This is a genomic window from Dactylosporangium sp. CS-033363 (assembly GCF_050942475.1).
Lineage (GTDB): Bacteria > Actinomycetota > Actinomycetes > Mycobacteriales > Micromonosporaceae > Dactylosporangium.
Genome location: NZ_CP192032.1, coordinates 2796733 through 2811592, shown reverse-complemented (window position 1 = coordinate 2811592; position 14860 = coordinate 2796733). Strand labels below are relative to the sequence as shown.

Annotated in this window: 13 protein-coding genes; 3 read left to right on the top strand and 10 right to left on the bottom strand. The window is 72.9% G+C overall.

Annotated elements, in window-relative coordinates:
- Positions 1-8 precede the first annotated feature (8 nt).
- Positions 9-806 carry a serine hydrolase gene (locus tag ACQPZ4_RS12980; protein ID WP_433059569.1) on the bottom strand — a complete coding sequence of 266 codons (798 nt, stop codon included), beginning with the start codon at positions 804-806 and terminating at the stop codon, positions 9-11.
- 109 nt (positions 807-915) lie between these two features.
- On the opposite strand from ACQPZ4_RS12980, the gene ACQPZ4_RS12975 reads away from it, so the two are divergent.
- Complete coding sequence (locus ACQPZ4_RS12975; RefSeq protein ID WP_433059567.1) at positions 916-2142, top strand: hypothetical protein; 1227 nt, start codon at positions 916-918, stop codon at positions 2140-2142.
- On the opposite strand, the gene ACQPZ4_RS12970 is transcribed toward ACQPZ4_RS12975, so the two are convergent.
- Genes ACQPZ4_RS12970 through ACQPZ4_RS12960 form a run of 3 tightly spaced genes read right to left on the bottom strand, consistent with a single transcriptional unit; the run spans position 2029 to position 5730 of the window.
- Positions 2029-2607 carry a TetR/AcrR family transcriptional regulator gene (locus ACQPZ4_RS12970; protein WP_433059564.1) on the bottom strand — a complete coding sequence of 193 codons (579 nt, stop codon included), beginning with the start codon at positions 2605-2607 and terminating at the stop codon, positions 2029-2031. The two genes, ACQPZ4_RS12975 and ACQPZ4_RS12970, sit on opposite strands and share 114 nt — an antisense overlap.
- A 29-nt stretch (positions 2608-2636) precedes the next feature.
- Positions 2637-3491, bottom strand: a complete 855-nt coding sequence (locus ACQPZ4_RS12965; protein ID WP_433059561.1) for a class I SAM-dependent methyltransferase — start codon at positions 3489-3491, stop codon at positions 2637-2639.
- 31 nt (positions 3492-3522) lie between these two features.
- A complete protein-coding gene (locus tag ACQPZ4_RS12960; protein ID WP_433059559.1) occupies positions 3523-5730 on the bottom strand; it encodes a PAS domain S-box protein in 2208 nt (735 codons plus the stop codon).
- A gap of 67 nt (positions 5731-5797) precedes the next feature.
- On the opposite strand from ACQPZ4_RS12960, the gene ACQPZ4_RS12955 reads away from it, so the two are divergent.
- Positions 5798-6556 carry an SAM-dependent methyltransferase gene (locus ACQPZ4_RS12955; protein ID WP_433059556.1) on the top strand — a complete coding sequence of 253 codons (759 nt, stop codon included), beginning with the start codon at positions 5798-5800 and terminating at the stop codon, positions 6554-6556.
- Positions 6557-6837: 281 nt separating this feature from the next.
- On the opposite strand, the gene ACQPZ4_RS12950 is transcribed toward ACQPZ4_RS12955, so the two are convergent.
- Both ACQPZ4_RS12950 and ACQPZ4_RS12945 read right to left on the bottom strand, forming a co-directional pair.
- Positions 6838-7197: a hypothetical protein gene (locus ACQPZ4_RS12950; protein WP_433059553.1), complete on the bottom strand. Its 360-nt coding sequence runs from the start codon at positions 7195-7197 to the stop codon at positions 6838-6840.
- Positions 7198-7234: 37 nt separating this feature from the next.
- On the bottom strand, positions 7235-7828 hold the full coding sequence (locus tag ACQPZ4_RS12945; RefSeq protein ID WP_433059550.1) for a TetR/AcrR family transcriptional regulator: 594 nt from the start codon (positions 7826-7828) through the stop codon (positions 7235-7237).
- A 63-nt stretch (positions 7829-7891) separates the two neighbouring features.
- On the opposite strand from ACQPZ4_RS12945, the gene ACQPZ4_RS12940 reads away from it, so the two are divergent.
- Positions 7892-8809 carry a hypothetical protein gene (locus ACQPZ4_RS12940; protein WP_433059548.1) on the top strand — a complete coding sequence of 306 codons (918 nt, stop codon included), beginning with the start codon at positions 7892-7894 and terminating at the stop codon, positions 8807-8809.
- Between the two features lie 483 nt (positions 8810-9292).
- On the opposite strand, the gene ACQPZ4_RS12935 is transcribed toward ACQPZ4_RS12940, so the two are convergent.
- From ACQPZ4_RS12935 to ACQPZ4_RS12920, 4 genes are all read right to left on the bottom strand, one after another.
- Positions 9293-10954, bottom strand: a complete 1662-nt coding sequence (locus tag ACQPZ4_RS12935; protein ID WP_433059546.1) for a S1C family serine protease — start codon at positions 10952-10954, stop codon at positions 9293-9295.
- A gap of 195 nt (positions 10955-11149) precedes the next feature.
- A complete protein-coding gene (locus tag ACQPZ4_RS12930; RefSeq protein WP_433059544.1) occupies positions 11150-12490 on the bottom strand; it encodes a class I SAM-dependent methyltransferase in 1341 nt (446 codons plus the stop codon).
- Positions 12487-13860 (bottom strand): FAD-binding oxidoreductase, encoded by a 1374-nt coding sequence (locus ACQPZ4_RS12925; RefSeq protein WP_433059541.1) that lies wholly within the window; start codon positions 13858-13860, stop codon positions 12487-12489. Before ACQPZ4_RS12925 ends, ACQPZ4_RS12930 begins: the two co-directional genes overlap by 4 nt.
- A 205-nt stretch (positions 13861-14065) precedes the next feature.
- On the bottom strand, positions 14066-14860 hold the full coding sequence (locus ACQPZ4_RS12920; protein ID WP_433059538.1) for a MerR family transcriptional regulator: 795 nt from the start codon (positions 14858-14860) through the stop codon (positions 14066-14068).

The following is a 14860-nucleotide window of genomic DNA, read 5'->3' as shown; positions in this document are numbered from 1 at the left end:
CAGCTCCTTCACGGCAGGACCCGGTCCCGCCAGGCCTCGGCGGAGAGTTCGGCGAGGTGGCGGCAGGCCCGCTCGTCGTAGTCGTCCGGGGGCACACCCCGGGACGTGGTGCAGACGGCGATCACGTACGGCTCGGCGTCGGGCGGGCAGACGAGGCCGGCGCTGTGCCGTACCCCCGTCATCCAGCCGTTCTTGTGGGCGATCCGGACCCCGTCGGGCACGCCGAGCGCGAGGTCCTGCCGCCACTCCTGGGCGGCCAGCAGGTCGAGCATCTCCGCGCACGACTCGGGCTTCGCGAGGGTGCCCAGGTGCAGGGCGCCGAGCAGCGCGGCGAGGTCGGCCGCGGTGACCACGTTGTCCCGCCCGGCGTCGCGGGCCGCGTAGTCCTCGATGCCGCGCGCGGTCACGCTGTTGACGGCGCCCGCGCACCGCCAGGCGTCGGCCACCGCCGGCAGGCCGACCAGCTGCAGCAGCACGTTGGTGGCGAGGTTGCTGGAGCGCACGATCATCCGCCGGGCCAGCCACCGGGCCGGGACGGCGTCGCCGAGCCGCGTCCAGACCTCGTCCTCGTCGTCATACCTGCGATCGTTCTGGTACCGCGTGCCGTCGCCGATCGCGCTCGCGAAGCCGTTCACGACCGGGACGTGCGCGTCGAGGTCGACGGTGCCCGCATCGGCGGCCCGGTACAGCGCCGCGAGCACCGCCACCTTCATCGTGCTGGCGGCCGCGTGGAGCCGGTCGGCGTCATCGGCGCGCCGGGGCGGATCGCCGGGACGGCCCACCCACACCGAGACGAAGCTCGTCATCGCATCACTTCACATCGCCCGCTGTAGCTATCCGCCGCCCGGCCACGTTGCTCCGAAAATAAGCTACAGCGGTCACCGGCGATGTGTGAAGGGCCTCTACCATCGGCGCGTGGGAAAAGTCCTGCGCGCCCTGCTCGCCGCGATCATCTCCGCGCTGGCGGTGAGCGCGCTGCTGCGCCTGTACGTCCCGCCCCAGGACACCGACCGCCAGCTGACCTACCTGCGGCAGACGCTCGACGAGGGCGCCGGCGAAGGGGCCCAGAACCTCTTCCCCGAGGGGTACTTCTTCAGCCACGTCCTCTACGGCCTGACCTGGATCGACGTGGCCCGGCGGGGCGGCGACCGGGCCAAGGCGGTGCGCGAGGCCGGCTGGGCACTGTCCAGGCTGGACGGACCGGAGGGCACGGCGCCGTTCGCCGAGGGCCTCGCCCCGCGGTACGGGATCTTCTACGCCGGCTGGACCAACTGGCTGCGCGGCGGCCTGCTGAGCCTGCGCGACGAGCCCGGGCAGCGCGCCCGCTTCGAGGCGGACTCGCGGGAGATCGCGGCCGCGTTCGACGCGTCGCCGTCGCCGTTCCTGCAGGCCTACCCGGGACAGTCCTGGCCGGTCGACTCCACGGTCGCGATCGCCTCGCTGCGGCTGCACGACGCGCTGGCGGCGCCGGCGTACGCCGGGACGGTACAACGATGGCTGGACGCGGCCAGGGAGCGGCTCGATCCGGCGACCGGGCTGCTGCCGCACGTCGCCGACCCCGGGACCGGGCGGCCGCTGCAGGGCGCGCGGGCCAGCTCGCAGAGCATGATCCTGCGCTTCCTGCCCGAGGTCGACGCCGGGTTCGCGCGGCAGCAGTACCTGAGGTTCCGGGACCAGTTCGTCGACCGCCCGCTGCGGCTGGGCCCGGCGGTGCGCGAGTACCCGAAGGGCGTCGACGGCGCCGCGGACGTCGACAGCGGGCCGCTGCCCCTCGGGATCTCGTTCTCGGCGACCGTCGTGACCATCGGGGCGGCCCGGGTCAACGGCGACGACGGGCTCGCCGACGCGCTGTCGTCCTACGGCGAGGTGGCCGGGGTACCGATCACGACCTGGCACACCAAGCGGTACGCGCTCGGGGCGCTGCCGATCGGCGACTCGTTCCTGGTGTGGGCGCGCACGGCCCCGAGCGCGGCCGCGCCGATCGACAGCGGTGCCGGTCCGCTGTGGAGGGCGCCACTGACCCTGATCCTAGTCGCCCTGGCCGCCGTCCCCTGGTGGCGCAAACCCGAGCGGCGCCAGCAGCAGCGCGACGGCGCGGAGGTACGCGGCGTGGTCGAGCCCGTCGTCCCAGAGCGTCTGTAGCACCAGCCCCTGGTAGATCGCGATGAACACGCGGGCCAGGGACTCCGGGTCGTCGCTCACGGCGGCCAGGACGGGCGCGACGGCGGCCACCGGGCGGTCGACGTTGGCGCGGGACATCTCGCGCACGGCCGGGTTGCGGGCCGACTCGGCCCACACCTGCACGGCCAGCCGCAGCTCGTCGCGGGTCTCCGGGTCGCCGACGCGGCGCAGCACGTCGAGGTAGCCCGTGGCCGGATCGTCGCCGAGCATCGTCGTGCGCCGCTCGTGCCACTCGGTGACGATGGCGGCGATCATGTCGTCCTTGCCGGTGAAGTACCGGTAGATGAGGCCGGCGCTGATTCCGGACTCGCGCACGATGTCCTGCATCGAGGTGCGGTGGAAGCCCTCCCGCGCGAAACAGGCCCCCGCCGCGTCGAGAATCTGCCGCCGCCGGGCCGCGAAATGCGCGTCGTCGACCTTAGGCACGGGTGCCCGCCATCCGAAGGAGATCGACCTCAGGCACTGGCGACCGCGATCCGGTAGAACTCGGCCGTCGGCTCGTCCCGCCCCAGCGGCTCCAGGTACCGCGCGGCGGCGTCCCTTGTGGACAGGTCGGCGGTGCGGTGCAGGCCGCGCTGCTGGAGGTACGACGGAAGGTCTTCGGGCTTGAAACCGAAGGTCCAGGGCTCCCCGCCGCGCCGGACGGCCGCGTGCCAGGCCTCGACGCCCTCGAACCCGCCGGTGCCGTCGAGCGCGGCCCGGTCCACGTAGGTGAAGACGATCGTGCTGCCCTCGGCGAGCAGGCCGGCCAGGGCGCGCAGGGTGGTGTCGACGGCGTCGGCGGTGAGATAGTTCGTGACGCCCTCCCACACCACGACGGCCGGGGAGCCGGCGTCGAAACCGGCCGCGAGCAGGGCCGGGGCGAGTGCGTCCACGCTCAGGTCGACCGGGACGAAGCGGACGGCGGCGGCCAGCCCGGCCGGCACGCGGCGGCGCTTGGTGGCCTGGGTCGCCGGATGGTCGACCTCGAAGGCGACCGGCGCGGCGATGCGGTGCGCGCGGTTGTCGAAGCCGGCGCCGAGCAGCACCAGCTGGGTCGCGCCCGCCGCCAGCGCTTCGTGCACCTGGTCGTCGATGAACCGGGTGCGCACCACGGCGGAGGCACGGGGGCCGCCGGTGAAGTGCGTGTCGATGTACCGCACGATCCACCGATGCAGCGCCGGCACCCGCGACGCGGCGACGACCGCGCGCTGGGCCGGCGGGAGCATGCGGGCGGCGAGCCCGTCGTCGAAGAGCCGGTCGTGCCGGCGGCTGTGCTCGAGGGCGCGGAAGAACGCCACGTGCTCCGCGGAGCGGCTGCTGCCTCGCATGCCCGTCAGAATAATGAATGAACGTCCATTTTTACAAGCGCACGGCGAGCTGGTCGGCCACCGCGTTGAGCAGATCGGTCCCGGTGAAGGGCTTTTCCAGCAGGTGTACGCCCGGATCGAGGATCCCGTTGCTGGTCAGCACCGGCTGCGCGTAGCCGGACATGAACAGGATGCGCATCCGTGGCCGCAGCCGCGTGACCCGGTCGGCCAGGACGCGGCCGAGCATGCCGGGCATCACGACGTCGGTGAGCAGCAGGTCGATCGGGCCGCCGTGCTCGGAGGCGAGCTGCAGGGCGGCGACCCCGTCGCTCGCGGAGAGCACCGTGTAGCCGCCGCGGCGCAGGATTCGGGTGGTCACCTCGCGCAGGGCGGGCTCGTCCTCGGCCACGAGCACGGTCTGGCCGCGGCCGGGCGGGCGGGCCGGGCGCGCGGCCGCGTCGGGCACGACCTCGGCGTCGCTGGCCGGGAGCAGGATCGTGATCGTGGTGCCGACGCCGGGCTCCGAGTAGATCTGGACGGTGCCGCCGGCCTGGACCACGATGCCGTACACGGTGGCCAGGCCCAGCCCGGTCCCCTCCCCGCTGGGCTTGGTGGTGAAAAACGGCTCGAAGGCCTGCTCGATCACCTCGCGAGGCATGCCGGTGCCGGTGTCGGAGACGCGGATCCGCACGTACGGGCCGGGGGCGAGCCCCTCCCGCACCGCCGTGTGCCCCTCGTCGACCTGCACGAGCCCGGTGTCGATGGTCAGATCGCCGCCGGCGGGCATCGCGTCGCGGGCGTTCACCGCGAGGTTGACCAGCACCTGCTCCAGCTGCCCGGGGTCGGCGACCACGGTCGGCAGCTTCTCGGCGAGCGCCGTGGCCAGGCCGATGTGCTCGCCGATCGAGCGGGTCAGCATCTGCTGGACCTCGCCGATGACGTGGTTGACGTCGAGCGGCTTGGGCCGGACCACCTCGCGCCGGGCGAAGGCGAGCAACTGGTGGGTGAGCTCGCTGCCGCGCCGCCCCGCGCGCAGGATCTGCTCGGCGTCGAGCGCGAACGGCGTGTCGGCGCCGTCCTCGACGATGAACTCGGCGTAGTTGAGGATCACCGCGAGCAGGTTGTTGAAGTCGTGGGCGATGCCGCCGGCGAGCTGGCCGAGGCTCTCCAGGCGCTGGGTGCGCTGCTGGCGGACCTCGTCCTTCTGCCGCTCGGCCTCCTCCCGCAGCCGCCGCTGCTCGGTGATGTCCCGCACGCTGGCCAGAGTGATCACGCCGTCATCGCCCCGCAGCGTGTTCAGCGTGATGTCGACCGGGACCTCGGTGCCGTCGCGGCGCACCGCCACCCCGGACTCCCCCGGCGCGGTGTCGGCCCCGCCCGGCACCAGCAGCCGCACCGGCATGCCGATCATGTCGAAGCGCGGGATGCCGAACAGGCGCTCGGCCGAGGCGTTGACCAGGACGACCCGCTCGTCCGCGCCGATCCCGATCAGCGGGTCCGGCGCCGCGTCGAGCACCGCCTGCATCTGGGCCTCGGCGCGCTCCCGCTCGCTCATGTCGCGGGTGATCGTGGTGACCCCGACCGTCCGCCCGTCGGGCCCGGTGAGCGGCGAGACCAGCATCGACACGGTCAACGGGGTGCCGTCTCTGCGCTGTCGTACCGTCCGGTACCGATCGACCCGCCCGCCCGCCGCCACGATCGCGCGGATCTCGGCCTCGTCCGCGCGCCGGTCCGGCGGGATGATCACGTCCTTGGGCCGCCCGACCATCTCCCCCGCCGCGAACCCGTAGAGCCGCTCGGCGCCCGGGTTCCAGGACAGCACCAGCCCGTCGAGGTCCGTGGTGACGATCGCGTCGTGCGAGGACTGCACGATCGAGGCGAGCAGCGACTGGACCGGGTCGAACCCGTCGGCCGCGGTGTCGCGGATGGTGGCCACGAGCAGCCGGCCGTCCCCGCTCGGCACCACCGACAGCGTGATGTCGGCCAGGAACTGCGAGCCGTCGCCGCGCAGCATGGTCAGCGGCTGCCCGGTGCGGCTGGGCGGGTGCTCGCCCTGCAGATACGCGGCCATCCGCGGCACCATCGAGGGCCCGTCGGCCGGCACCAGCACGTCGACGGTGCGGCCGCCGAGGTCCTCCCGGCCGAACAGGGCGCGGGCCGCCGCGTTGGCCAGGGCGATCCGGCCGTCCTGCCCGGCGATGATCAGGGCGTCGGGGGCCACCTCGAGCAGGCGCTCGGCCAGTCCGTCCGTCCACCGCACGTCACCAAGAGTAGAACCGCGGTGACTTTGCGTTTGAAACTTCGGACATTTCGGAACTATATGACACGTGAGCATCGACCCGAACCGCCCGAGCGTGGCCCGCATGTACGACCACTACCTGGGCGGCCGCCACAACTTCGCGGTCGACCGGGCGGTGGCCGAGCGGGCGGTCGCGCTGGTGCCGGCCATCCCCCGCATCGCGCGGGCGAACCGGGCCTTCCTGCACCGGGCGGTACGTTTCGCGGCCGCCCGCGGCGTCCGGCAGTTCCTGGACATCGGCTCAGGCATCCCGACGGAGGGCAACGTCCACGAGGTCGCCCGGTCCTTCGACCCGCAGGCGAGGGTCGTGTACGTCGACATCGACCCCGCAGCGGTCGTGCACGCCCGGCAGATCCTCGACGCCGACCCGCACACCGCCGTCGTCCAGGCCGACCTGCACGAGGCCGGCGCAATCCTGGGCGACCCGCAGGTGAAGGCGCTGCTGGACTTCGCCCGCCCGGTCTGCCTGCTGCTGGTGGCGATGCTGCACTTCGCCCCGGACACCCCGGAGCTGCGCGGCGCCCTGCGCGCGTACCACGACGCGCTCGCCCCGGGCAGCCTCCTCGCCGTGTCCCACGCAACGGGCGACGTGGGCGAGCTGGCCGACCTGTACACCCGCACCGGCACCCCGATGGTCCTGCGCGACCGAGCCGAACTCGCGGCCCTGCTGGACGGCTGGGACCTCGTGCCGCCGGGTCTGGTGTTCAGCGCCGAATGGCGGCCGGACACGCCACCGGACGACCCGGCCTCCTACGCCACGCTCGCCGCCGTGGGCGAACGGCGCTAGCCCACGCCGCCCTCGCCGCCGTGGCGAACCGCGTCAGCCCTCCCACGCTGCGCTGGCCGCCGTGGCGAACCGCATCAGCCCTCCCACGGCACCCTCGCCGCCGTGGCGAACCGCATCAGCCCTCCCACGGCACCCTCGCCGCCGTGGCGAACCGCATCAGCCCTCCCACGGCACCCTCGCCGCCGTGGCGAACCGCGCCAGCCCTCCCACGCCGCGCTGGCCGCCGCGGGCGAGCGGCGCCAACTCTCTTGCGCCACGCTGGCCCGCGCGGTGGGTGGGCGCTAGTTCTCCTCAACCACGGCCGTGATCACCAGCGCCTTGCTACCGGCCGGTTCGACGTGCCGGTGCGGGTCGGGCTTGCCGGCCTCGGGGACCGCAGCGGCGACCGCGTCCAGGGCGGCCCAGACCTCCTTGAGCGCACCCTCGTCGCCGCGCAGGTAGAGGGTCGGCGCCGGGCGCAGCTCGATCACCAGTCCGCCGTCGGCGCGCTCCTGCACCACGGCGCCGTTGCGGATCGCGATCTCGGCGCTCGGGCCGGCCTCGCGCAGGAGCTGGGCGAGCGCGGTGAGGGCGGCCGGGGAGCCGGCCAGGTCGAGGTTCTCGCCGATCACGCGGAGGCGGCACTGGCGCTGGTCATCCATGCCGCCATTCTGCCCGGTGCTTACTTCGGCCCGGTGGTCAGGAGACGGCCAGGGACACCGCTCCGTAGGCGCGGGCGGCGGTGGCGCGGGCGTCGTGGCGTACGACATCCAGGGGTTGGCCTTTGCGGAGATCGCGGCGGATCTGGGCGTGCAGGGCGCGGTCGATGCCGGACAGGACGGCCGCGGCCCACCAGGCGTCGGGTTCGGGGCGGCCGGCCTCCATCAGGGCCTTGGCCAGGGCCTCCTCGGCCAGCTCGCCGAGGAGCCGGACTCGGGCCTGCAGCGCGGGGCTGTCCTCGACCACCTTCCAGAACTTCGGCGACTCCGGGTGCAGGCCCAGTGTCGGCTCGCCGCGCCGGAGCTCGTCCTCGAACAGTTCGCAGGCGGCCGCGGCCGGATCGGGGGCTTTGGCGACTGCGCGGGCCAGGCGGCCGACGACCTCCTCCTGGCGGTCGAAGAACAGGTCCTCCTTCGTCACGAAGTAGTTGAAGACGGTGTTCACCGAGACGCGGGCCACCTCGCCGACCTCGGCCACGGTGACCTTGTCGAAGCCGTGCTCGAGGAAGAGGCCCATGGCCGCGTCCGAGATCGCTGTGCGGGTCGCCGCCTTCTTCTCCGCTCTGAGCGCCATGACGCTTATTTTAGCGTGAAACCAAATTTGGTGTGACACCAAGTTTGGGGTTACGGTCGAAGTATGGCGATGACATTCGGCATTTACGCGGGCGGACTCGGCGCGGACGTGGACGGCTCGGCGACCCCGGGGCCGCCCGAGGATCCGGGGCCGACGGCCGAGCTGCTCGACGAGCTGGGCGTGCAGCTCGTGCGCGGGTACCTGCACTACAGCGACGCGGAGGGCGGGCACGTCGAGGCCCCGCCGCGGCCGTGGCAGCACGCCGTCAACGGGCGGAGGCTGGACCTGGTCGTGTGCTTCCACGAGCCGGGCTCCGACCTGACCGGCTGGACCGACTTTCTGCGCACGATGCTGCGCACGCACGGGGAGTACCTCGGCACGCTGCAGGTCGCGGAGGAGGCGAACCACGACGGGCCGGGCGGGGATGCGGGATTTCCGGCGGTACGCCGCGCGATCGTCGAGGGCGTGCTCGCGGCCCGCGCCGAGGCCGACCGGCTGGGGCTGGATGTGGGGATCGGGTGCAACTCGACGCCGATCTTCGACCCGGCGCAGGAGTTCTGGGCCTCGCTCAAGGAGATCGGCCCGGTGATCGACTACGCGGGCCTGGACTTCTTCCCGGACGTGTTCCGGCCGCTGGCCGACCTCCGCAGCGGGGTCGAGGGCGTGCTGCGCGGGTTCCGGGAGCAGAGCCTGGCCGCGGCGGGAGTGCCGCCGGCGACCCCGATCCACATCACCGAGCACGGCTGGGCCACCGGGCCGGGGCGGTCCCCGGAACGGCAGGCGGAGGTGCTGGAGGAGGTGCTGCGGGCGGTGGCTTCGCTCGCCGGCTCGCTGAACATCGCGGCCTACGAGCACTTCGCGCTGCGCGACGCGGACAGCACGGCGCCGCGGCCGATGTCGCAGTTCGGGCTGGTGCGCTCGGACTACACGCCGAAGCCGGCCTTTGCCGTCTACCAGCGGCTGATCGCGGAACTCTCCTGAGCCGTTTCGGACGCCCGACAACGGCCCGCGGCGTCACCACCGCGCGACGTTGGTAACGCACGGGCCGAGAACCGCAACGACCTGCGGCATGAACGACGCGAGTTGCCGACGCCTCGCGATGCACACGCAACAGTCCGCGGCGTGATCGACGCGAGCGCGTTGTCGGCGCCCGGCGGGGAAACGCAACGGCCACGGCGCCGCCACCGTGCGACGTTGGTAACGCACGAGGCCGAGAACGCGAACGAGGCCGAGAACGCGACGGCCCGCGGCGTGAACGACACGAGCGCGGTGTCAGCACCTGGCGGGGCGCCCGCGACTGCCCGCGGCGTGAACGACACGAGCGCGGTGTCAGCGCCCGGCGGGGCACACGCAACGGCCCGCGGCGTGAACGACACGAGCGCGGTGTCGGCGCCTGGCGGGGAACACGCAACGGCCCGCGTTGTGGCGAACGCGGGCCGTTGCGGCGAGAGGGGAATCTCGGTCCTAGGGGGCTTCGCCCAGGGTGACGGTGACCGTCTGGGTGCTGCCGTTGCGGTTGACCACGACCGGGACCTGGTCGCCGGCCTTGTTCGCCTGCACCGCGTTGATCAGGCTGGTCGCGTCGGTCACCGCGGAGTTGCCGAACTTGGTCACCGTGTCGCCGGTCTTCAGGCCCGCCTTGTCGGCCGGGCCGCCGGCGACCACGCCGCCGATGAGGGCGCCGCCGGTGCCGTCGGTGAGTTGCACGCCGAGGTACGGGTGGCTGACCTTCCCGCCCTTGGCCAGCTGGTCGGCCGCGGCGCGGGCGCGGTTCGCGGAGATCGCGAAGCCTACGCCGATGTTGCCGCTGTTCTCGCCCGCGGTCGCGATCGCCGTGTTGATGCCGACGACCTCGCCCTTGAGGTTGACCAGGGCGCCGCCGGAGTTGCCGGGGTTGATGGCGGCGTCGGTCTGGATGGCGTCCGCGATGGACTTGCCGCCGGACTCGCCGGAGATCGTGCGGTGCAGGGCGCTGACGATGCCGGCCGTGACCGAGCCCTGCAGGCCCAGCGGGGAGCCGACGGCCAGGACGGTGTCGCCGACGCGCAGGGCGTCGCTGTCGCCGAACTTGGCCGGGGTCAGGTTGGAGACGCCCTGGATCTTGATGACCGCGATGTCGCCGGCCGGGTCGGTGCCGACCACGGTGGCGGAGGCGGTCTTGCCGGTGCTGAACGTGACCTGGAGCTGCTTGGCCCCGGCGACCACGTGGTTGTTGGTGATGACCTGGCCGTCGGCGGTCATGATGACGCCCGAGCCCTCGGCCTCGCCGGTGCTGATGTCGACCACGCTCGGGAGGACGGCCTCGGCGACGCCGCCGACGCTCGAGCGGTCGAGGTTGGGCGCCGGGTTCTGGGCCACCTTGGGCGCGGCCGCGGGCGTGTCGTCGTTGCCGGCGACCGCGGTGGCGACCAGGCCGCCGCCGAACGCCGAGACGAGCGCGATGACCAGGGCCGCGACGATGAGGAGGCCGACCCTACCCCCGCGCTGCTGGCCGGGCTGGCCGTACGCGGGCTGGCCGTAGCCGGGCTGGCCGGGCTGCGGCGGGTAGCCGGGCGGCGGGCCGTACGGGTGGCCGGCCTGCGGGAACGCGCCCGTGTTGGCCCCGGCGTAGGGCGCTGCGGAGTACGGGCCGCCGGTGGAGATCGGCGTCGTGGCGAACGTGCCGGTGCTGGGGCCGTGGCCGGGCAGCTGCTGGGTGGTGTGCGAGCCGGGCGGCGGGTAGCCCCCCGGAACGCCCTGGCGGCTCCAGGGCGAGTTGGGCGCGCCGGAGGCCGGGACCGCCGGCTGCGGGACCGTCGTGGTACCGCCGGGCGGCGCGAACTGCGGCGGCTGCGGCGGAGCCGGCGGCGCACCGTTGAGGCCGGCGCCGTTCACAGGAGCAGCCAAAACCGGCGCGGGTGGCGCGGAGGCCGGGAACACGTGCGCCGGCGGAGCCGAGGCAGGGAACGCGGCAGCCGGCGGCGCCGAAGCCGGGAACGCGGGCGCCGCGGTGGCCGGAGGTGTGGAAACCGGAGGGGGCCAGGAGGCCTGCGGCGGCGCCGGGGCGGCGTGCTCCTCGGGCGTCGAGGCGGAGCCGGGCTGGTCGGCGGGCTCCGGGCTGCTCCACTGGCGGTCCTGGTCACTCATGATGTCCAGATTGCACGCCGCGGCTGCCACGAAACTGGATTCTCCCTGGGAGAAAGCCGAGAGCCGGGAAACGAGCTTCGCGCGCGCAGCAAAACAGAACAAACCCGCCCAAGATCGCGAAGCATTAAATGCTGATAAAGGCGAAAAATCCGGACAAGCGAGCTTGTCCGGATTTTTCGGTACCGACGCGACAGATCAGGCAGTCCAGTCCGGCCGCAGCGGGTACGAGCTGACCCCGTCCCGAGTCGTCTTGGTCGCCAGGATCTGGTGCAGCTGGATCTCGTTGCGCTCGAAGGCGAGCCGCGACCCGGCCATGTACAGCCCCCACACCCGCGCCGTACCCAGCCCGACCTCGTCCACGCAGGCGTCCCAGTGCTCGACCAGGTTGCGGTTCCAGCCGGCCAGGGTGAGCGCGTAGTGCAGCCGGAGGTTCTCCTCGTGCTGCACCTCGAACGCGGCGTCGTGCACCTCGGTCACGAGGCGGCCGGGGGCGGCCAGCTCGCCGTCGGGGAAGACGTACCGGTCGATGAACGCGGCCGGCTTGCGGCTGGTGCGGCTGTGCGCGCGGGTGATGCAGTGGTTGAGCAGCCGGCCGCCGGGCTTGAGCCGGTCCCGCAGCGAGCGGAAGTAGCTCGGGTAGTTGCGCAGGCCGATGTGCTCGGTGAGGCCGATCGAGCTGACCGCGTCGAAGTGCTCGAGCGGCGCGTCGCGGTAGTCGAGGTAGCGGACCTCGGCCAGGTGCCCGAGACCCTCGCGCTCGATCGCCGCCTGGGCCCACTGGGCCTGTTCCTTGGAGAGCGTGACGCCGAGGGCGCGCACGCCGTACTCGCGGGCCGCGTGCCGGACCATGCCGCCCCAGCCGCAGCCGACGTCGAGCAGGCGCTGGCCCGGCTTGAGCGCGAGCTTGCCGGCGACCAGGTCGTACTTGTTGGCCTGGGCCTGCTCGAGCGAGTCGGACTCGGAGCGGTAGACGGCGCAGGTGTACGTCATCGACGGGCCGAGCACCATCTCGTAGAACCGGTTCGAGACGTCGTAGTGGTGGTGGATCGCGTCGGCGTCGCGGCCCTTGCCGTGGCGCAGGCCCTGCAGGGTGCGCCGCCAGGCCGGCACCGTCTCCTGCGGCGGGGGCGGCGGCGGGCGCAGGCGCTCCCAGCCGAGCCCGCGGACCAGCCGCAGCGCCTCACCGGCGGCGGGCATGCGCAGCTGCAGGCCGTCGGCGAGCTGGTGCAGGGCGTCGTACGGGTCGCCGGGGTGCACGCCGCCGACCTCGAGGTCGCCGGTCACGTAGGCGCGGGCCATGCCGAGGTCGCCGGGGGCGGTCAGCAGGTAGGAGAGGCCGCGCTCGGAGGCGACGTTCAGGGTGATCGTGGCGTCGGCCGGGCCGATCGCGCTGCCGTCGTACGCCGTGATGCGGACCTTGGGCTCGCTCGCGGTGACGGCGCGGACGATGTCGGCGACCTTGGGCACGGGGGGCCGGCGGCGGGGCTGGCCGGGAACGGATCCTTGGGTGTTCGTCGAACGGTAGGTGCTGGTCATCTGCGCCCCACAACCTTGTCGTAGAGGTCGGTCAATCGGTGATCGGGGTCGTAGCGGTCCTTGGCGGCGCGGTACGCGGGGCCGCCGTAGAGCCGGTCGAAGGTCTCCCGGTCGTAGTAGGCGTCGGAGTAGAGGGATTTGTGGCCGCCGAGCTCGAAGACCTTGTCCTCGATGCGGCGGTTCACGTCGCCGTCGGCGCGGCCCGGTTCGATGGGCACCGTTCCCCAGAAACCGACGTTCACGTATTTCTGCCCGGCGTGCATCGGGTACAGCGGCCACTCCCGGTCCCGCAGGCGGAGCGGGCAGAGCCAGAGCGGCGCCATCGGTACCTCCTGCGCGAACCACCGCAGGAAGTCGCCCGTGCGATCGAGGGGCAGCTCGACGTCCTGCACCACCCGCTCGCGGTCGAGCTCGCCCCGCCAGCGGCCGATGCGGGCGGCCACGCCGTAGCGGTTCTCGAGGCGCACGATGCGGTGGTACACGTCGGAGCGGCGGTACTGCCGCGGCCAGACCCGCCGCACGAGCGGGTTCTGCGCGCCGAACGCGCCGGAGCACCAGAACCAGTCGGTGTCCCAGCGCCAGAGGTAGTCGTAGGCGGAGAGGCGGTCGCCCGCCTTGGCCTGCAGCGACCGGTAGTAGATGTCCTGGCCGGTGTAGTCGCTGGTGGCGCCGGCGTCCTCGGTGAACTCGCCGAGCACGAGATAGGACTCGCCGGGCCGGAAGACGACACCGTCCATGACGTCGATGTGGCGTCCGTCGTACTGACCCGACTCCATCACCGCGCCGACGACCTCCAGGAGATCGTCGACAACATCGAAGCGCAGGTTGACGGTACGGACACCGGCCGCGATCGGCATCAGCTCGATCTTGAGGCGGGTGGCGTACCCGAGACTGCCCAGGGAGTTCGGGAACGCCTCGAACAGCTGGGCGTGCTCGTTGTCGGGCCGCACCGTGAGGACCTCGCCGGTGCCGGTGAGGATGTCGAGCTCCAGCACCGATTCGTGGGGCAGCCCGTGGCGGAACGAGGTCGCCTCGATGCCGAGCCCGGTGACCGCGCCGCCGAGCGTGATCGTGCGCAGCTGCGGCACGACGAGCGGCATCAGCCCGTGCGGGAGGGTGGCGTCGACGAGATCCTCGTACGTGCACATGCCCTGCACCTCGGCGGTGCGCGCCTGCGGGTCGACCGCGATCACGCCGCCGAGCCCGCTGACGTCCAGCCCGCGGGTCACGGTGTCCCGCGGCCGGAACAGGTTCGAGGTCTTCTTGGCCAGGCGCACGCGGTCGCCGGGCGGGATCGCCGCGTACGAGTCACGGAGGGTCTGCACCGCCTCGCGGTGCCTGGCCCAGCCGACCGGTTGGCTTCGTTCCACGCAACCACCTCGATTCCCCGTGTGGCGTTTCCCCGTTGAAGTGGAGGCTCGCCTCCCAGCCAAACTTGCACACTACGCAAGATCATCCAACGGCTGGTGACTGAACTCACGCTCGTGGTAATGCCGAAGGGTGATGGCCGTTTGCGCGCCGCGAGCATGGGGTTTTGGAGACCGGCACGTGCCACGTTCCAGTACCCGGAATGCCTTATGCGAGGCGGAAGACGGGCCAGCCGATCTCGGTGCGCCACGCCGCCGGGTCGGCGGTGTCGCGCGGGCCGCAGGTGTAGGTCTCGTGGATCGGGCCGTCGACCTTCAAGGCGTGATCCACCACCCACGCGCCCAGCCGGCCGTAGGTGACGTCGATGTCGTCGTGCGGGCCAGTGTGGACGGCCACCGCCAGGTCCACGGCGGGCAGCTCCAGGGGCTCGACCCGGCCGCGGGCGATCGGGACCGGCGCCGGCCGGTACACGGTCACCTGGCCCTTGCCGTCCGCGAAGAGCTCGTTGGCGTACAGGCCGCCGGGCGGCCCGGCGTCGCTCGCGGAATCGAGTTCCGCCATGGCCGTGGCGTACCAGGACAGGACGTCCGGCAGGGCGACGACCGCGGTGATGGCGGCCACCGTCCGCGCCGGCACCGAGCGGACCGTCACCACGGGGTCCTCCGGTCGCAGCAGGCGGCGCAGCGAAGCGACGGCGGCCCGGGTGCGATCCAGGGTCTCCTGCAGCCGTTCGAGGTGGCCGGCGACCAGTGCGGCGCGGCGGTCCGGGTCGGCCGTGGCCAGGATCGCCCGCACCTCGGCGAGGGGCACGTCGAGCTGCCGCAGCTGGTGGATCACCTGCGCGGCCGGGATCTGCTCGGCGGAGTACCGGCGATAGGCGGTGTGCTCGTCGACGACGGCCGGCTCCAGCAGGCCGGCCTCGTGGTAGCGGCGCAGGGTGCGCACGCTCAGGTGGGTGAGGGTCGCGAACTCGCCGATGCTCAGCACTCCCCCACTGTGCAT